Source organism: Bifidobacterium aquikefiri, from assembly GCF_002259795.1.
Taxonomy (GTDB): Bacteria; Actinomycetota; Actinomycetes; order Actinomycetales; family Bifidobacteriaceae; genus Bombiscardovia; species Bombiscardovia aquikefiri.
This window is the reverse complement of the sequence record NZ_MWXA01000014.1, coordinates 15,096-34,114: the sequence shown is the minus strand read 5'-3', so window position 1 is coordinate 34,114 and position 19,019 is coordinate 15,096. Positions and strand designations below refer to the sequence as shown.

The window sequence follows — 19,019 nt, the reverse complement described above, 5'->3', positions numbered from 1 at the left end:
GTTTCAGATCCTGTTTGGTGCTGCGCTTCACGTTGACGGCCATGAGCACTTGGGCGTCGCCGCCCTGTTCGGTATCGGGATCAGGTCTGAATATTCCCTTGACGCTTTCCGCCTTCTTGGTGGGTGGCTTCATCATGCTGTTCGGTTGGCCCTTCATAGTCCGAGTTCCTTTCTCAGTTCGCTGTACACGTCTGCGTATTCAAATAGTTTCTTCGGCCTGTGGCCGTTGCTCTTGACGATTTCCTGCCGCTTCTTCACGATGCTCTCGAAGCGGGGGGTCTTGGCCTTATCCAAGGCTTCCAGCGTGTCACGGTGCATGGTGGTGTTCATCTCCGACTTGACGATGAGTACTGCGGCCGGCACGGAGTCCTTGATGGCGTAATAGGTCTGCCATGCCTGGGTGAGATCCAGCGACGACTCAGAGGTCGGGATTATGGTAAAGTCGGCGGCCTCGATGGCCTTGTCGAGCATGATGCCGCTCGGCGGGCAGTCAATGAACCGCCACACGTCTCTTTCCCGCGCATCCCTCTTCACCGCCTTCGCTATGGTGGAGAGCTTCGTGGCCACCACCTCGAAGGGCAACGGCTGACCTTCATCCTCTGCCGCATCCGCCCATGTACTGGCACTGTCCTGGCTATCGGCATCAAGCACCAGGGCCTTCTCGCCATGAACGGTCGCGGCCAGGGCAAGATAGACGGATGACGTGGTCTTGGCCGTCCCGCCCTTTGCATTTGCAATGGCAATTAACATAGGACTCCTTCCACAACTAACTATATAACTAACTATATAACTAGTTAGCTTCCAACGATTCGCTCCGCTCTCTTCTGCTAACTAGTTAGCCAATGAGGTTATACAGGGCATTCCTGCCGGAAACTCCTTATACATAACTAACTATATAACTAGTTAGCTAACTAGTTATATTTTGGCATTTTTCTTCACACTTCCAGCACGCAGACATATTCGAAGCCAAGCGAATCAACGACAGAGTTGATTCGTGCGGCAGTGCCAGGGGCATGGTCGAGCTGATCCAGCTCGGCGGGGTGGAGGGGCGGCAGTCCCTCATTCAAACATCAGAAAACCCTTTGCGGATGTCATCTCGTGTGCTCTATATGTGTTATCTATATGTAAAAGACTATATGAAAAACTATATGGGACACCATCTCAGCCTTACTGCCGTAATGGAATAGGTACTAGGTTAGGGGACAACAAGTACGAAGTTAGGGGACAACAAGTACGAAGATTTCTAGGTGTTAGGGGACAACAAGTACGAAAGAGAGGGGGACAACAAGTACGAAGTATCAGGTATGAAAAAGCCCGCTTTCGCGGGCTGTTCGTTTCAGTTGCCTGTGGGTTTTCGTTTGGCTGTGACGCTTCGTTTTGACCTATGCAGGATGATGCCCTGGCCGTCGATGATCTCGACGTTGAGATCTGGCCATACCGTTCGGACGTTGTTCAATGAATTCTTAAATCTTCTGACGAAGTCGTGAAGATCGTTATAGGTGTTGCCGAATTGGTTGGCGAGTTGTTGCCAGGTGATGGGTGCTGTCTGCCATGCGCCTGAGTGTATGAGTGAGTAGTTTCTTGCGCTGAGCCAGCAGTACAGGTCGAGATCTTGGCCTCTGCTGCGTCCCTTGGTGATGGGGTTGGTGCTGGTCAGAAGCATGACGGCTGCGGCGTCCAAGGGGGTGCTGTGCTCCTTGATGAGGTCGAACGTGTCTTTGCTTAGTTTGATGGTGGAATTGTTGCTGACTGTTTGTGCTGACCAGTAGATTTCTACTGTGTCTGCAATGATGAAGTTCTTACTTTTAAGACTGCCCGCTGTGTTGTTGCCGGCGAAGTTGGTCACGATGGTATGCAGACCAGATACGGCCTGGATTGACTGTCGGAATCTGGCGTAATCTTTGCCGGTTGGTTTCCCGCCGTTACGTTCAATCCCTATTTCTTTCATGAGCTGGTTCAGGCTGCGGGGGAGTACCAGGGTGAGGGTGTCATCCGCTTTTCTTAGCATGACTTGGGTGGAGATCCATATAAGAAGTAGTCGCCCTATTTTTCCATAGAGCCAATTGGTGCGTAGAGTGCCGTTTGCATCGACGTAATCAGTGGGATGAACGGTATAGAGCTGCGTTCCGTTGACTCTTTTCCAGGACTCGATATTGCCTGGGTCAGTGTAGGGGAGGCTGAACTTGCAGAAGTCAGTGAGTAGATATAGGCGTTGCTGGCTGTTGAGCTGCTGCCATTCCTGGCCTGTATGCTCTTCGTGAACGGCATCTCTGTTGTTGCCGTTCACATCGCTGCTTGTAGTATCATTGTCCATAGTTAATCACTCCATATTAGTGATTGCTTGGCCTCCGGAACCGTAAATTCACGGAGGCATATTTTTATTCTCATTACGTAACTATATATCATGATTACTGATTCGGTATAGATTCGTATACTTATATACCCTTTTTCTTGTTTTTCTTAATGGTTCGTTGTGCCTGTTTTAATTCTGCGGCCGTGGCAGGATCGGGTATTTCATCCAATGCTGATGAGGGATGTAGATATGTGATCGCTAGATTTACTATGGCGTTTTTCACTGTGTGGTCATTGAGCATGTCGTCTATGAGTTTTGCCTCGTTGATTTTCCCGTTTTTTATTGCGACGGCTTGTAATATTTTCATCCATTCGGCTGCTGAATTTTTATTGAAGTAGTTGCACATCTTCTCGAATTCGCCCAGAGTGAGTGGTGCATTTTCGTAGTTGAATTTTTTCTTGATAGCTTGGTAAGTAAAGCCAAGTGCTGCTGCCACTTTTGTTCGGCTCGTTCTTGGCTCGGTTTCGTTGGCCCATGACTTGACAAAATCTATTGCTGTCCTGTCAATGTCGCTCCACGAACTTTTAATCATAAAAGAAGTCTACGGATTCACAATTGACAAAAAATCACTACTTTTATAACCATAAACAAAAGTATCTAATAGTAGGTATAAACACATTACTAGAGTATCTATAATTCAGTCATCGATTATTTTAATATTGATCAATAAGATACATAAATTACCTATTTATAAATAAATAGATACATATGCATCGGTTTATTTGATATTTGTGATACTATTGTGAGCATGATGCAAGAACACACGAAGAAGGTAACTTCAGCTCTTTACGAAATGTTAAAAAATGAGGTTCCTGGAACATCTCCAATGACAGTTGCATCAGCTCATATTGGCACCAGTTATGAAACGCTGAGAAGAAGACTTAAGACTGGGACGTTGTCTTTAAATGATTTCGAACTGCTGTCTGATCTTCTGGGTCTGGATCCAGGGTTTATGTATGCGCATCCTGATGAGGCTAAACGTAAACAAAAGTAATGGTGATAGAAGAGAGAAATCATGAGTGGTAAAAGGGATCTGACTTCGGTCTGGTCATCATTATCAAAGCAGCGTCGTCTAACTGTGGCAGTCACGGCAATAGTAGTTGTAGTTCTGCTGATTCTGCTGGCGAGTCTGCATCTCTGGAACAGGCACCAGGTGGCAGTGGCACAAGGCGAATGCAGGATTGCAAACGAGCAGTATTCCACGTTCGAGAGTAGGGCCAAGCACCTAGATACTGATAGTGATGTGCAGCCAGCCACGGTCATTAAAGCCAGCCAGGTCGCTGATACCAAGACAGTCGATACTCTCCACGCGAAGCTCACTGCTTTTACTCAGAAATCACCAAAGAAAGCCTCCTGCACCATAGGAAACGCTGCAACAATCCGGCAGACCACGGCTATCCTGCACAAGTCCTTAAATGATCGCAAGACGGCGAAGACCGCCATTGTTAAGGCTGCGCGTGCGGTGGTGGCGTCGCGTGATGCGAAGTCGCTTGCGGATGCGAAGTCTTCATTGTCGAAGGCGGTGAAGGCCGCCCAGGGCACGTTGGACTCGTCGCATGGCAAGGTTGCCGACAACAAGACTCGTGAAACATTGCAGAAGTCGCTAGACGCGGCGAACAAGGTGCTTGCGGACAAGAGCGTGAAGGATCCACAGAAGTATCGGGATGCGCAGGCGACGTTGGCCGCTCCGGTGAAGGGCGTGAACGATAGCGTGGCCGCGAAGGCCGCTGCTGACAAGGCTGCCGCCGCCGCTCAGGCTGCGGCGCAGGCGCAGGCGCAGTCCAGGTCGTCTGCCGGTTCCTCGTCCTCTTCCTCTTCTTCGAAGTCGTATTCGCGTTCGTCAGGATCCACCACACAACGCAAAACAACCGGATCCACGGCCGGCAGCGGCACATCATCGGGAACGTCAAGCCGTTCAAGTGGAACCAACAGTGGATCGTCCTCTTCGCATTCCAATTCAGGTGGCTCATCAAGCGGTTCGGGATCAGGTTTCGACCTGACGCCTTCCAAACCGATTCAGGGCTGTGTGGATGGTAAGAGTGTATGTCCCATTGGATAAACAGATAATTCTTGTAATTGAATAATCAATAAAAAATGTGCCCCCCGCCGTCGCGATTCTATCTTCCAGGATGAGCGCGATGGCAGGGAGCCTCTACTACGGCAGTCCACAAGGGGCTGCCCCTTAATGATAAGGGTTAATGATGAGGAATTGGAAGAAGGGTGCGACCGTAGCTGCTGCTGTGATTGCGGCGCTTTCCACGCTTGTTTCGCCACTGGCTTTCGCTGATGGTGGTGGCGGATCCGGTGGGGGCGGCACGGGTTCAGGCGGTGACGGTCAGATCAGTTTTGCCTATCGTGATAGCTTTGGTGCTCCTACGCTGGCCAACGTCGATGTTGCGTTGGCGAGCATGGGTCTGACTTCGTACAACGATGCCACGCATCCTGCGGATGCGGCTGCCACAACGGCGTTGAACAGTGCGGTGAGTGAATGCCAGTCACGTTATGCCGCGAAGCATGATGGCAGCACGAATGCGGGCTGCCGCCTGGTCAGTGTCGGCGCGGTGTCCACAGATGGGCAGTACACCGGTTCGACCGGTGGATTCAACTCAGATCAGTGGGCTGCTGCTTGGAATGCAACTACGCAGGGGAAAAGCTACTCGTATGAGGGTGTTGATTATCAGACCACCACTCCATTTTCTGACGGTGTGACCACTATTAACGGTTTGGTTGCTCGTGAGGCTGCGAAGTCTCCTGGCATCATCGTGATTGTGTTGTCCAGCGACGAGCCTCCGGTGGCTTATAATCTGTCGGTTTCCACGAAGCAGGCTTCGCCGGCGTCGATGAAGGTGGGTTCCACCGCTGCGGTGCATGACGTGATCACCACGTCTAATGGTGGTTCCTCGCTGAGCGAGAACCTTACGGCGAAGGTCATCATGCACTACGACGGGCAGAAGAATGGGTACGTGGCCGCGAAGAGTGTGACGAAGAGTGTCACGGTCAGCAATGACGGCACGAAGAACTCGCCCGACTTCACACCTACCGACTTTGGCATGTCACACTGGCAGGAAGGCACATACTGGTTTGACGTCCAGGTTGCCAAGCAGGGCAAGATGGCGGCTGCCGTGGATACCACGGATCGCGAGGCTTCTGAATCGTTCCCCGTGGCTGCTGTCCCTCCTGCAAAGCCTTCGAAGAGCATCGAGGACGGCACGTCTGCCGACCAGATGGTGAACCGCACGACGATTACGACCGGTACCGGTCGTGGCGGCTACGAGATGACCATTCAGGACAAGATCACACCTAATGGCGTGAGCTATTCCATCGACAATTACAAGCTGGTGGATACCACGAGTAGTGCCGACGTTTCCGGCGATTTCACGATCACGTGGGACAAGGCCGCTAACACGGTGACCGCCGTGCGAACGAAGGCCAAGGGCGAGATGCCATTGGATCACACCTATGCGTTCAGCTTCGACGTGACGGTTGCCAAGCCCGATTTCAGCAAGATTGATGATGTGGCTTCGGTCAAGTGGAATCAGGAGCCGACCGTGAACACGGATGGCAAGACATTCCCTACCTGGCGTCCCAACCCCGACAAGTCCTGGATCAAATACGTGGATGGCAAATGGCAGGCCGTGATCGACCCGTCCAAAAGCAACCAGACCGGTGCCGACACTGAAACATTCCTCGACGGCGATACGGTCGGCTCGGTGGTCAACGGTACGGTGGCCGCGAACCTGATCCAGGCTCCTTCCAAGCTCACTCTAACGGATGATTGGGCGAAGGCTGACTACATCTTCGATGCGGCCGACGCTTCCAAGATCCGCGTGTACGAGGCCGATGCGAGCAGCGAGCAGCAGTCCAGCGTCGCGGACATCGCCAACACGGGCACGGACGTGACCGACCAGTTCACGATCTCGGTGAATGGTACGACTGCCACGGCGACTGCGAAGGCCGGTTACCTGGCTTCGTTGAAGGGTTTGGCGAAGGCCAAGCAGGTGACGTTGCTGATTCCGGGATCCATCAATTTTGCCAACGGTGGCGGCGCGAAGCAGGTGCGCTCCGACTTCGGCAAGAACGCCGGCGACGAGCTGACCTTCTGCACGAACCCATCGAACGTGAACGATGGTGCCGGTTTGACGAACGCGGGATCCGAAACCGTGAACACGCAGAGTGAGGATACGAACGAGCCTGAGATCTGTGGCTATGTGCCACCAGTGACGAAGGATGTGCTGGCCGAAGCCTCCCAGGGCGGCGACCAGTCCAGCGTGGACGGCAAGACCGTGTTCCCCGGCCAGAAGGTCGAATACAAGCTTGAGACCACGCCGAAACTGCCCGCGAACCTGGCATACCAGGTCACCAATGTGGGAGTTACTGATAGTTACGATCAGTATCTCAACGTGGACAAGCAGACCTTGGAGGTCACGGACTTGAACACGGGTAACATCATTCCCAAGAGCCAGTACACCGGAACCTGGGATGACAGTGCTCACACGGTTCGCATCGCGTTCTCCGATGCCTGGGTGAAGGCCAACTGGAAGGCCGGATCGAACCCGCGCATCATCGTGCGCTTCGAAGGCACCGTCTCCGCTGACGCTCCCGCGAACACGAAGGTCGATAACCAGTGGAAGTTGACCTTGAACAATTCCATCACCCCGTCGAACATCGTGGAGAACACGCCTCCCGATGACAACCCATCCAAGCAGGACACACAGGCTGATGCGAAGATCAACATTGATGGCAAGACCGCCGTGCTGGGCGACCGGATCTACTATCGTGTCAACCTCGATGCCTCGAAGCTGACCAACACCGCGTATGTGGTGCAACGCTTGGGGATGGTCGATGATTACGACCAGGAGTATTTGAAGCTGGACACGTCAGCGATCCAGGTGCTTGATGCCAAGGGCAGTGACGTGACCGGCAAGTTCAACATCCAGGACAAGGATGGCGTGCTTTACGCCTTCTTCAAGACGGTGGACACCATCATTCCCGCCACGGGTGAGACCGTGAAGGGTGATCCTCAGCCGTCTGATTTGCAGGCGTATTCGATCCAGAAGTTGGATGCGTTGAAGTCCCCAGCCATCGACCAGACGGTGCTTGGCCAGACCTACCAGATCGTGCTGCCCATGACGGTGAAGGCCGTCAAGGACGGGTACACCGTGACGAACACCGCCACGCAGATCACCAACAACGAGCAGAAGCTGACGAACACCGTTAGCAACCCGTTGAAGGAGATCAACCCTGCCAAGGATGTGACGGTCAACGTGGGCGGCGCTTCGGTGAACGATCAGAGCATCTACTTGAACCATCTGTTCCTCTACCAGTTGGAATCTTCGACGTTGCACACGAATCGTGCGTACCAGCAGATCACCGACTGGAAGATCGTGGATGATTACGATCAGGCGCATGACCGGTACACCGGCCAGTGGGCGGTGTACGCGACGAAGGATGTGGTCGAATACCAGGATGGCAAGGCCGTGACCTTGGCCGCGAAGGGTGATCGTATCGCCGGCAGTGGCGTGGACTCCACGAAGTTCGGTGGGGACCTGTTCACGGCCGTCGATAAGGATGGTGTGCTCACGGTGACCGCCACCGCCCGCTACCTGGCTATCGCCTCCTCGAACGACACGACCGAGCAGGGGTGGCGCGCTTACGTGCAGATGGAACGCATCAAGACCGGGGATGTGAAGAACCAGTTCGTTGAAACGCTCAACGGCCAGGAAAGGCCGTCGAACGTGGTGGTCACCCATACTCCTGATCAGACGCCATCCATCAGCATTGAAAAATATGATGCGAAGAGCGGCATGAAGGCCGGGGATCGCAATACGCCAAGCGACGCCCTGAACGTCACAGGTGACACACAGATCGTGTTCCATATCACCAACACCGGCAAGATCAACCTCTCGAAGATTGATTTGAAGGATCAGACCATTACAGGTTCCGGCACCGTCGTGGACTTCAAGTATCCGGCCAACTGGGACACGCTCGTGTTGAAGCCCGGAGCGTCGGTGGATGTCACCGGCACATTGAAGGGCATCAAGAGCAACGACCACCACACGGATCGTGCGAAGGTCACCGCGCAGCCGATCATTGACTGCCCGGTCATCGACTCTGACCCGTTCGATGGCAAGACCGCGAAGGCCGACCCGGACAAGGTGTGCTATGACACTGCGATCAGCGCCAAAGATGATTGGAACGGCTACAACAAGCCCGCTGCCGCGAAGAGTGCTCTGGCGAAAACTGGTGCGGACATTCTCTGGGTGGCTGTAGCGGTTGCCGTGCTCGCCGGTGCAGGTGTTGGCCTGACCTTCTACCGTCGCCGTCTCACTGCCCAACGTGAGGATACTACTGCTCAACAGCAGTAATCATGCTTGCCTCGCTTGCTTCTCTCTTCCAGGCGGGGCATCCCCTACAAGTATTCGCTTATCCAGTCTCTCGAAAGGAGCCATCATGCTGTGGATCGTAGGAGCCATCATCGTGGCGTTCGTCATACTCATGGGGCTGTCACTATGCCGGGCTGCCGCGATGGGAGACAAGCAGCTCGACTATCTGGATGCGGTCTCTCAACACCGCACCGACCCTCATGCAAGGCACTGACGGTTCCCCCAACCGTCACGGTTTCAGCCGGCAGGCATGACTACCGGCCCTATGATGCCCCGTCTGCTTTCCCCTGCGGGCGGGGCATTCTTCAATATTTCAACCATTCTTTTGAACGAAAGCGAAGGCCATCATGGTTATGGAAGAACAGATCGCACAAAGCGTGCTGAGCGCGGTCATGCAGGGAGCAACCCTGATTCTACGGATCAGTGAGCGTGCCGCGAACCTTCTGGGATCCGCGACATCGACCGCTATCACCGCCGTGGGCAAAACCACGAAGGACACGCTGCGGCAAGGCCGAGAATCAGTGGTTCGCCTCACGAAGAAGTCTGGTGGTGACCTGCATTTCACCGAGCAGCTTTCCCGTGAGGATATGCGTACTGCTCGCACGCAGCTGCACCGTTATGGCGTGCATTACGGTATCGAGAAAAACGCTGATACCGGCAAATATTACCTGGTATTCAAAGGTTCGGATGCTGATATGGTCAAGCATGCGCTTGAACGCACGTTGGCCAAGGTCGATGGCAAAGTTGCCATTGACCCCGTGGTGGTACCCGAACAAGCCCAGGGAGTGAACCAAGTCGCTCAGGATGTGGCGGTGACGAAAGCCGCGGATCTCGTGCCGGCAACATTGCCCTCTGACGCTCCCCGGTTCACCATGCAGTTCAGTACGGTGCAGTGGGATCGTGATGCGAAAATCATCAGCGACAATTTCACCAAACTGGGTATCCCATACACGATGAGTGACGGTGAGAACGGTGTGAAGCAGATTGCGTTCCCGCAATCATGCCAGCCGGCCGTCAAGCAGTTCATCGACTCATACGCGCAGCATGTGAAGCATTTCGACACGAACCGTGTACTCAATTACGATCAGCTCACCCCGGTGCAGCCGACGCAAGCACCATCAGTGCAGCAGCCGGTGCAGACACAGACCCGTGTCTCATCGAAAGCCACGCCGAAGAAGAAAACAGCGTCCGATGTGCGTCGTGAATTGAAGCAGGATACCCAGGAACGTATCAACCGGTCGCGTGGTGCTGCGCCCGTGCATACGGTATCCAAGGCGAAAACCAGGTGACCGTGATGAGTGAACAGCACGATATTCTTCCCCCTGGATCGCAAGTGTGGATCAGTGGCACCTTGTTGAAAGAGCCGAAACATGTGCGTTTCGGTGATGGCAATGAAGTCACGTATCTGACGGTGACCTGCGATATTGGCGGCAATCAGCTCATCAGCGTGCCATGCAACGCTCGTGGCACGGTATCTCGATACTGTCAGGCTCAGCAGTACACCCGTGGTGACCTGCTCTGGATACGAGGCTTCGTCAGGGAGAAACAGAACAATGCCGGCCATAGTTCGGCCGTCGTCAACGTTGAGGCGATGACCGGGGAAACCAGCGAAACATGGCAGGAGAGTGAACTATGAGTGTCACCGCCCAACTCCATGTCGGCGGCACGCAGTCCAGTTCGCCAGGCTTGCGTATCTTTCAGGCGATGACGGGCACCTCCGGCCCACGTGTGATCACCTGGCATGGTGAGGGTATCACCGTGGTGTCGATACCGTCTTCCGCAACGGATCCAACACCACCCAACCTCAGCCGGCATCGGGTACCACCGCTACCAGCACAGCCCCGCATTAGCGAACCGGCATCAGTTAGCGCACCCGCGCCTGTTGCACGGGCGGATGGGCAGGCGGATGATGCGCGGCGGCGTAGCGCTTTGGATGTGCGCACCCTCCTGCATCAGACCGCCCGGCAGCTCATCGACGAGCAGCATGCGCGTGAGCAGCAGGCCGCCGGCGGATCATCAGACGGCAGTGTGCTCACCCATGATGATGAACGCAACGCCCGCATGGACACAGTGAAAAGGTGAAGTCATGACAAGAACCCGCAGTACACGCGATCTGACCGTATTCGGCATCATCCTGGCCGTCATCCTGTTTTGGATGGTGGACAAGATCAGCTTCCAGGTGCGAATGGATCATGCCCAGGGCATGAGCTTCGACCAGATCTCGAATCGGCTGTTCGCCGACATCATCTCCCGTCCCTTCCATTTCTCCCTCTACCGGACGGATCTGCTGGCGGCCACGGCAAGTGTGGTGGTGCTTGGCCTGATAGTGCTCTATAACGCGGGATGGCGTAAGGAACGCAACGGTGAGGAGCATGGATCCGCTTCGTGGGGCACCATGAAGGACATCCGCCCCTTCATGGAACACAAGAGCGTGAACAACATTCAATTCACCCAATCCGAAGGATTGAGCCTGGATACCCACAGGACGCAACGCAATCTCAATGCGTTCATTATCGGTGGTTCCGGTACGGGCAAGACCCGAGCCTTCATCATGCCGAACCTGCGCCGTGCCCTGACCAGTTACGCGGTCACCGATCCCAAGGGCGAGATCATGCGCGACTACGGCATGGAATTGGCCTCACGCGGCTACCAGGTACGATGCTTGAACCTGATTGATTTCGCTCAGTCGAATCATTTCAACCCGATGAAGTATTTCAACCGTCAGGATCCCGAAGTGTCGATCCTACGGTTGACGGAAAACCTGATCAACAACACCTCCGGCGCGGCCGCGAAGGAATCATCGGACTCGTTCTGGGTCAGTTCGGAACGTGCCCTCCTGAACGCGCTGATAGCGTTCGTGTATTTTGCCGAAGAGCAGCCGTCATTGCCGATGGTCATTGATCTGGTCGGCCGTATGGGAGCCAGTGAACAGGATGAGAACAAACGTTTCGACGTTGATTTGATGTTCGAATCCGCGAAACACATGGTGGCATCTTTCATGCAGGATCCCGACCGGTTCGATGACGAGGCCACGCGCATCATCCAGGGCCTTGAGTTCGCTATCAAGGAGTACACGCCATTCACGCAGGGTGCCGGGGAAACCAAGAAAAGCATCATCATCAGCCTGGGCAACAGGCTTGCACCCATGCAGGTGGGCCATGTCAGGGCGATGCTCTCGGACGATGACATTGATCTGGGACGGTTGGGCAGAGAAAAAACCGTGTTGTTCCTGGAGTTGTCGGACACGGATCGCACGTTCAGCTTCCTCGCCTCGATCTTCTACCAGTGCCTGTTCGAAGAGAACATCTACATCGCGGATCACAGTCCCGAAGGGCATGTGCAGGTGCCGATTCAATGCTTGTTGGACGAGTTCGCCAATATCGGTAAGATTCCCGACTTCGAACAGCGTATCTCCACGTTCAGAAGCCGGTGGATCAGCGCGTGCATCGTCATGCAGTCCTACAGCCAGGGCAAAGCCATGTACAAGGAGCATTGGGATACCATCGTCGGCAACTGCGATTCCATCCTCTACCTCGGTTCGAACGACAATACGACCAACGAGTGGCTGAGCAAACGCCTCGGCTCCGGCACCATCGACGTGCGCGAGGACAGCCAAAGCTACGGGATGAGCGGCAGCAGCACCAAATCATGGCACAAGGTCAAACGCGAACTGATGACACCCGACGAGCTGGCGCTCATCAACTCGGATGAATGCGTGTACACGCTACGCGGTGTACGCCCATTCCTATCCAAGAAGATCGATCCCGCCACTTTCATCTATGAAACGAAGCAATCATGAGCGTGCGGGAAAGGATGCTGCCAGAGTGGCCAGCAGTGCGTGCACGTCCGTTGCCAGCTCCCAGGACGATTCGACGTGTGGGCGGCGCGGTATGCCTCCTGTGGGCTGGATCAGACCTGCATGTTCGAGTGCGAGACAGTCTCGGTAGATCCCTGTCGGGGATTGTTCGGGCAGGCTGGCCTGGAGTTGTGAGATCGTGCAGCCGGTCGGATCCCCGGCTATGTGCTTCAACAGGAGGTAGCGGCGCATATTCAGGATTGCATGTAATGCATCGGCCGGGTCATTAGATCTCATAGGACTGATTCTAGTATAAAACCATAAATACATAATATGATGTTATATAGTTATTAGTGAGTAGAGAAAGGGTTACCATGACCATTCAAACAATTCTTAACCTGTTGAAGACCTTCGTCACCATCGGCGGCGGCCTGTGGATCGTGTGGGGAGCCATTGTTGCGGGGCTGGCCATGAGGGATCACCAAGGCCCACAGATCCAATCAGGAATTTGGCAGATTGTTGGCGGCGGCCTGATTATCGCCGCCGCACAGTTGTTCTTGAGCATCCAGGTCTGAGGCTCTTATGGATCAGTGGATCGTGGCGATGCTCAACGCTATCAGCACGAGCACCGCTGATACCGGGAACCTGCTGAAACTGCCATCGGGCTACAACGCCACCATGTATAACGCGATGACCACATTTCAGAATGTGGCCGTCAAGCCCATCACGGCTCTGGTGTTGAGTGTGATGCTGATGCTGATGCTGCAACAGGCCACCACCCGTGCGGACGGTGACAAGATGCTGTCCGTGCGCCTGGTGGCGTCGGTGATGATCAAGGCGTGCCTGGTATTGGCTGTGCTGAGAATCAGTGGTGCATTGTTGCAGGGCATCGACCAGATAGGCGTATCCCTCGCCAAGAGTGGCAGCAACATCGATGTTGGCTCGGGATCTGTCAAGGGACAGGCGCTGGGTGATGCCATGAAGCCGTCGATAGATTCCGCGAACTGGGGTGCGCAGGCGGCCATGCTGATGATCGTGCTGTTCCCGTGGCTGATAGCGAACGTGGTGGGCATCCTGCCTACGGTGATGATCTTCTGGCGGTTCATCCAACTCGATCTGATGACCGCTTTCAGCAGCCTGCCGTTGGCGTTCCTTGCCCACGAGGACACCAAACAGATCGGCATTGGCTATCTCAAAAGGTATGCGACGATCACGTTGCAAGGCGTCATGCTGATCGCGGGTATCAAACTCTATCAGGCGCTGATCAGTGGATGGGTGACATCCACGGTGAAAACGAGCAGCGATCCGATGGACTTCCTCATGAATAATTTCGGGAATCTGTTTGTCGCTCCGATCATCTTGGCGTTGGTGGTCATTGGTTCCAACGCTCTGGCCAAGGCTGTTATCGGGGAAGGGTGAGGCAATGGCATTAGAGGTACAAGTTTACAAAGATGTCCGCGCGTATGAGGCGAAGGTCATGTTTGGCATGAGCTGGCGTCAACTCGGTGCTGCTGCCGTGATGCTGGTCATTGGTGGCGGCGCATATGCGGCGACGGCTATTACTTTGCACGCGCAAGGTGCTTCCTGGGATAGCGCCACCAACGTCGCGCTCTATGTCCTGTTTCCGATACTGATTCCTATTGCCGCATGGGGCTGGTGGCGTCCCAAGGGATTGAAGCCCGAACAGTACATCGGCTATGTCATCAATCATTACGCATCACGAAAGGTCATTACTTATGCAGACGAATACCGAGGACTGGACGAAAGCCGCTCAGCAGATCAGCGCAACGCAAGAGCACACAAGCAGGATAAGAGGAAGGAGAAGGAAAACCTCAAAGAACGCTGACACACGGCTTTCCGCGAAGGGACATATCCGTCACGTCACCGGCAACGATGACGTGAGCCGTGGCGTATGGTCGGCCGCCCCCAAACGCACGGGTGATGTCATCACCTACAAGGCGATGAAACCTGACGGTATCGCCTACCTGGGATCCGATGAATGGTCGATCACGATGAGCATGTCCGACATCAACTATGTGGCGTCGGCGCAGGACACGAAAGAAGCTCTGGTAGACCAGTGGGCCAAGTTCATCAACAGTTTCGGCGCCGGCACCAGGATCCAGGAGAATGTCATCAACCGCGTGCTCGATGAGGCCGACGTGACCGACCTGGTACAGAAGCCATTGGCCGGCGACCAGTTCGATCAGTGGCGCGAGGACTTCAACAGGATTGCCACGAACAAGCTGCGTTCCGGTAGTGGTAAGAGCGTGGTCACGGAGAAGTATCTGACGGTGACGGTTCGTGAAAGCGATGCAGAGAAGGCGTCTGCCGCGCTGAGTCGCGCCTATGGAGAGATTCAGGGCATGTTGAGCGCTATGGACGGCTGCCGTGTCGAACGGCTTGACCGTACGCAACGGCTTGCGTTGCTGTCGCACCTGATGCGCCCTGGTGAAGTGCCCTCGTTCACGGAGGATGATTTCGCAGCAGCCCGCAAGTCCATGCACACGAAGGATTACATCGCCCCCTGGGCCATCAAGCTCGATGCTGACGGCAAGGGTTGCGAGATGATGAACGGGTCTGGATCATCGCATCATACCGTGTTGTGGGTGCGTGACTACCCACGCTGGCTCTCCGATAGCCTTATCGGTGATCTCACGGCCATCAAGAGCGACTTGAACATCAGCCTGCATATCGAACCGTTCGACCAGGCGGATGGTATGAGCATGCTCAACCGTCAGATCGCCGAATTCGAGATGCAGGTCATGAACGAGCAGAAGAAGGCTCGCAGAGCACACTATGACGAAACCATGATCCCTCACCGTCTGACCGAAGGTTTGGACGAGGCCACCCAGTTGCGCGAGGAACTGGAGCAGTCGAACCAGAAGATCCTCAGCACCGTGCTCATCATCGGGATCACCGGCACCACGAAAGAGGACTGCGACCAGGTGAGCGAAGAGGTGATGACCGCGATTCGCAAGCATTCCTGCCAGGCGGAGCGTGCCACGTTCATGATGCTCGACGGGATCAGCACCGAACTGCCGCTCGGTGTGCGTGCCCTGCCGATGCGTCGCACCATGACCACCGCCAGCACAGCGGTCATCATCCCCTTCACCACGCAGGAACTCTTGACACCGCACGGTAACTGGTATGGGACGAACTCACAGTCCGGCAACGTGATTCTCGCTGACCGCACTCAGGAGATGAACGGTAACGGGTTCATCCTAGGCACCACCGGTTCCGGGAAAAGCCAGTCCGGGAAAATGGAGATCACCAACGTGTTTCTCTCCCGTCCGGACGATGACATCATCATCATCGACCCGGAACGTGAATATGCGCCGCTCATCGAAGCGTATGGCGGCACCACCATCAAGATCCACGCAGGATCCACCGATACCGTCAACCCGATGGACATCAGCCTGGAGTCCGGGATGGCCGACGGGGACGCGATCCACGAGAAAGCCGATTTCATCCTGCAAATGATCTCCGCCCTGGTCGGCGGTAAGGAAGGGCTCAACGCCACGCAGAAGTCCCTGATAGACCGGTGTGCTGTCCAGTTGTACCGGTCACATGCCGCTGCCGCTCACGACGGTGCACCAATGGTGCAACCCACCCTGGTGGACTTGCAAGCATCCCTGGAAGCCTCCGATATGCCGGAAGGTCACGAGTTGGCCGGCGCACTCGACCTGTACACGCACGGATCCCTGAACCTGTTCGCCCACGACACGAACGTGAACGTGGACAATCGGCTGGTTTCCTGGGATATTTCCTCACTGGGCAACGAGTTGAAAACGTTCGGCATGATGGTCGTACTCGACCAGATATGGCGTCGAACCGCGTATAACCGTACACGCGGCCGGCGCACCTGGCTCTACATCGACGAGTTCCACCTGCTGTTCTCCAACCCGTTCTCCTCCGAATACTTCCGTGGCCTGTACAAGCGAGCACGCAAATGGGGGCTGATCCCCACCGGAATCACCCAAAACATCGACGAGCTGCTATCCAACGAGGATGCCAGGCTCATGCTGGCCAATTCGAACTTCCTGTACCTGTTGAAGCAGAACGCCACCGATGCCGACACCCTGTGCGACCTACTGCACTTCAGTGACGAGCAGCGTCGTAGCTTCACCAACATTCCAGCCGGCTGCGGGCTGATCCGCTGTGGCAGCGCCACCGTGCCCGTCGATGGGCGCATCCCCACCACGAGCGGCCTGTACCGGCTGTTCTCCACTAAGTTCGGTGAAAGCGAATCCTGATGAAGACCAGGACACACCAGGCCGGCACGGTCAAGTTCGGCCGACTGAACATGAAATCGCGCAAGGGCAGCATGAACTTCCACAAGGAAGGCGCTGCCCTCGGCCGTCGTCGCGGCGCACAATCCATCGTGAGCAACGAACGACATAAACGCAGCAAACTGCTCTCCAAACTGAACAATGGTATCCGCTCCACGACCTCCACGCTCACCGGCCGCGATCAACGCGACATGAACGAACGTGTCGGCGACAAGTCGAAACAGCTCCTGCAATCAGGAGCGAAACGGGCGGCTAATACCGGGGTGAAAGCCGGAACAACCATCGCTCGGAAAACCACCGGTTGGGTAGCCCGTACATCGGTGAACGCCGTCCATCATGCTGCCTCATCAATCACACGGAATGTCACTCATGCCACCGCGCAGAAACTCGCCCAGAAGGCAGCGCAGCGCACCATGAAGCAGACAGCGGGCATGGCCGCCAGGAAGAGTGCTCAGAAAGCCGTGAAAAAGGCTGCTGCGACTACTGCACGCACGTCAGCCAACATCACCAGGCAGACGGTGGCGATGACGACACGGGCGGCGTCTGCTATCGCCGCTGCCATGAGTTCCATGTCGATGCCACTGATGGTGGGCATCGTGTCCATCGTGGCGGTTATCGCGATGATCACATCCCTGTTCTCATGGCTGCCTGGCGCAGCCAACGATCAGAACACGCAGACGAGCAGCGCGAACTATCCAGTCACGGATGACTACCCGTATAAAGGCCATTACAATGACGGCACGTCACCACTCGGCTATGAGTACGGCAACTGCACCGATTTCGTGGCATGGCGCGTCAATCGTGATGCCGGCGTGACCGCCGCACCCTGGAAATACAAGTGGGCGCAACTCACCCCCCTGGGCGGTAACGGCGGCCAATGGGGACTCTCCGGCAATCTTCCCGGATGGAACGTCACCACAACGCCTTCTGCTGGCGACATCATCTCCATACCGGCCGGCGTCGCTATTCTCGGTGCGAGTGGCGGCCAATACGGGCACGTCGGCTACATCGCACAGGTCTCTGATGGAACCGTGCTCATCGAGAACTATGGAGGCGGCAAATACTTCCAAACCAACCCCACAACCAGCCAGCTCGCATCATATGTGGCCTCCGGCCAGGCAGTGATCAAACACAATCCGCTCGGCCGCGCCTCGTCCGGCTCCGTCGGCGGTACGGGAACGGATGCGAAAAGCTATGCGAAGAGCGCCCTCAACGATGACTCCCAATACAACTGCCTGGTGCAGCTGTGGGATCACGAATCAGGCTGGCGCGTCGATGCGGAGAATGCTTCCAGCGGCGCCTACGGCATCCCACAGTCATTACCCGGCAGCAAGATGGCGGCGGCAGGATCCGATTGGAAAACCAACGGGGTGACCCAGGTTAAATGGGGGCTGTCCTACATCAGCTCTCGCTCCGACTATAAGAACCCGTGCGGAGCTTGGGCGAAGTGGCAGTCCCGCAGTCCACACTGGTATTAATGAGAAACGTAAAGGAGAGAAGAATCATGAGTAACAAGAAGAAATGGACACTAATCGGGGTCGCGACCGCTGTCGTGCTGGCCATCATCATCGGATGCACCGTCGTGATCGTCGGCGCTTTGAACCGTAACCGTGAACAGCAGGCGGACATCGCCAACAAAGCCTTCGGATACAGTGCATCACCATCCACTGCTGCCGGTGACGGTGGTAAGGGCGGTGAGGATGACAGTTACACGAACCCGCCTAGTCTGGTGGTCAGCAAGGCCACCAGCGTCGTGTACACGGTTGCCGACAACTACAGCAAACTAGAAGATACAGTCACTACACCCACTGTGGCCGACTTGCAATCTGCTGGCATGAGCAAGACTGCCGCTGCCTCCTACACATCACTGTGGGACAGCGTGTTTGCCAAGGCGCACACTGCTGGCATCCAGCGCGATGGGTCAAAACCCTACACCACATGGGCCGTGCAGGATGTGTCCGGGAAGAAACCGAATCGCACCTACACTTTCACGGTCACTGCCTCGATTCGCCCCTGGTACTGGGATCATAACAATCAGGATGTGCAGTTCGATGAGGAAAAGGACACCTGGACGGTGACCGTCGATGAAAAATCACAGGAGGTCACCAAACTGGTCAACCCCACGGCCGACCAGCTCAGTTTCCGTATCCCTGATGACCTGGTCAACGAAACACAGCCACAGCAGTAAGGACACCCAC

General features: G+C 55.4%; 18 protein-coding genes. 14 read left to right on the top strand and 4 right to left on the bottom strand.

Translation table 11 applies throughout. The annotated features are described in order from the left end of the window. Nucleotides 1–153: 153 nt before the first annotated feature. The 3 genes from BAQU_RS10190 to BAQU_RS10180 all read right to left on the bottom strand — a co-directional run bounded on the left by BAQU_RS10190 (nt 154) and on the right by BAQU_RS10180 (nt 2,885). The gene (locus tag BAQU_RS10190) at nt 154–750 is read right to left on the bottom strand and encodes a ParA family protein (RefSeq protein WP_094695267.1); all 597 of its coding nucleotides are present in this window, start codon (nt 748–750) and stop codon (nt 154–156) included. Between the two features lie 586 nt (nt 751–1,336). Continuing rightward, complete coding sequence (locus tag BAQU_RS10185; protein ID WP_094695335.1) at nt 1,337–2,314, bottom strand: replication protein RepA; 978 nt, start codon at nt 2,312–2,314, stop codon at nt 1,337–1,339. Nucleotides 2,315–2,435: 121 nt separating this feature from the next. Next, a complete protein-coding gene (locus BAQU_RS10180) occupies nt 2,436–2,885 on the bottom strand; it encodes a hypothetical protein (RefSeq protein ID WP_094695333.1) in 450 nt (149 codons plus the stop codon). A gap of 216 nt (nt 2,886–3,101) precedes the next feature. Between BAQU_RS10180 and BAQU_RS10175 the strand changes: the two genes are divergently transcribed. The 8 genes from BAQU_RS10175 to BAQU_RS10145 all read left to right on the top strand — a co-directional run bounded on the left by BAQU_RS10175 (nt 3,102) and on the right by BAQU_RS10145 (nt 12,535). Beyond that, nucleotides 3,102–3,347: a hypothetical protein gene (locus tag BAQU_RS10175; protein ID WP_143242018.1), complete on the top strand. Its 246-nt coding sequence runs from the start codon at nt 3,102–3,104 to the stop codon at nt 3,345–3,347. Nucleotides 3,348–3,368: 21 nt separating this feature from the next. Then, nucleotides 3,369–4,412 carry a hypothetical protein gene (locus tag BAQU_RS10170; protein WP_143242017.1) on the top strand — a complete coding sequence of 348 codons (1,044 nt, stop codon included), beginning with the start codon at nt 3,369–3,371 and terminating at the stop codon, nt 4,410–4,412. Between the two features lie 139 nt (nt 4,413–4,551). After that, the gene (locus tag BAQU_RS10165; RefSeq protein WP_094695327.1) at nt 4,552–8,718 is read left to right on the top strand and encodes an LPXTG cell wall anchor domain-containing protein; all 4,167 of its coding nucleotides are present in this window, start codon (nt 4,552–4,554) and stop codon (nt 8,716–8,718) included. Nucleotides 8,719–8,803: 85 nt separating this feature from the next. Then, entirely contained in the window at nt 8,804–8,950 is a 147-nt protein-coding gene (locus BAQU_RS10485) for a hypothetical protein (protein ID WP_158215705.1), read from the top strand. Between the two features lie 133 nt (nt 8,951–9,083). Continuing rightward, nucleotides 9,084–10,025 carry a DUF3801 domain-containing protein gene (locus BAQU_RS10160; RefSeq protein WP_094695325.1) on the top strand — a complete coding sequence of 314 codons (942 nt, stop codon included), beginning with the start codon at nt 9,084–9,086 and terminating at the stop codon, nt 10,023–10,025. Between the two features lie 5 nt (nt 10,026–10,030). Beyond that, a complete protein-coding gene (locus BAQU_RS10155; RefSeq protein ID WP_143242016.1) occupies nt 10,031–10,372 on the top strand; it encodes a hypothetical protein in 342 nt (113 codons plus the stop codon). Then, the gene (locus BAQU_RS10150; protein WP_094695321.1) at nt 10,369–10,818 is read left to right on the top strand and encodes a hypothetical protein; all 450 of its coding nucleotides are present in this window, start codon (nt 10,369–10,371) and stop codon (nt 10,816–10,818) included. Before BAQU_RS10155 ends, BAQU_RS10150 begins: the two co-directional genes overlap by 4 nt. A 4-nt stretch (nt 10,819–10,822) precedes the next feature. Continuing rightward, nucleotides 10,823–12,535 (top strand): VirD4-like conjugal transfer protein, CD1115 family, encoded by a 1,713-nt coding sequence (locus BAQU_RS10145; RefSeq protein WP_094695319.1) that lies wholly within the window; start codon nt 10,823–10,825, stop codon nt 12,533–12,535. Here BAQU_RS10145 and BAQU_RS10140 read toward each other — a convergent pair. Then, complete coding sequence (locus tag BAQU_RS10140) at nt 12,530–12,829, bottom strand: hypothetical protein (RefSeq protein WP_143242015.1); 300 nt, start codon at nt 12,827–12,829, stop codon at nt 12,530–12,532. The two genes, BAQU_RS10145 and BAQU_RS10140, sit on opposite strands and share 6 nt — an antisense overlap. A 77-nt stretch (nt 12,830–12,906) precedes the next feature. Here BAQU_RS10140 and BAQU_RS10135 point away from each other — a divergent pair, with 77 nt between their 5' ends. From BAQU_RS10135 to BAQU_RS10110, 6 genes are read left to right on the top strand one after another with little or no spacing between them, the layout of a single operon-like run. Further along, nucleotides 12,907–13,107, top strand: coding sequence for a hypothetical protein (locus tag BAQU_RS10135; RefSeq protein WP_094695315.1), 201 nt, complete (start codon nt 12,907–12,909; stop codon nt 13,105–13,107). A 7-nt stretch (nt 13,108–13,114) separates the two neighbouring features. After that, nucleotides 13,115–13,951, top strand: coding sequence for a VirB6/TrbL-like conjugal transfer protein, CD1112 family (locus tag BAQU_RS10130; protein WP_094695313.1), 837 nt, complete (start codon nt 13,115–13,117; stop codon nt 13,949–13,951). A 4-nt stretch (nt 13,952–13,955) separates the two neighbouring features. Next, nucleotides 13,956–14,378, top strand: coding sequence for a PrgI family protein (locus BAQU_RS10125; RefSeq protein ID WP_094695311.1), 423 nt, complete (start codon nt 13,956–13,958; stop codon nt 14,376–14,378). Beyond that, nucleotides 14,269–16,785 carry a VirB4-like conjugal transfer ATPase, CD1110 family gene (locus tag BAQU_RS10120; RefSeq protein WP_158215703.1) on the top strand — a complete coding sequence of 839 codons (2,517 nt, stop codon included), beginning with the start codon at nt 14,269–14,271 and terminating at the stop codon, nt 16,783–16,785. Before BAQU_RS10125 ends, BAQU_RS10120 begins: the two co-directional genes overlap by 110 nt. Then, nucleotides 16,785–18,299, top strand: a complete 1,515-nt coding sequence (locus BAQU_RS10115; protein WP_094695307.1) for a CHAP domain-containing protein — start codon at nt 16,785–16,787, stop codon at nt 18,297–18,299. Before BAQU_RS10120 ends, BAQU_RS10115 begins: the two co-directional genes overlap by 1 nt. Nucleotides 18,300–18,325: 26 nt before the next feature. Beyond that, the gene (locus BAQU_RS10110) at nt 18,326–19,009 is read left to right on the top strand and encodes a hypothetical protein (protein ID WP_094695305.1); all 684 of its coding nucleotides are present in this window, start codon (nt 18,326–18,328) and stop codon (nt 19,007–19,009) included. Nucleotides 19,010–19,019: the final 10 nt, after the last annotated feature.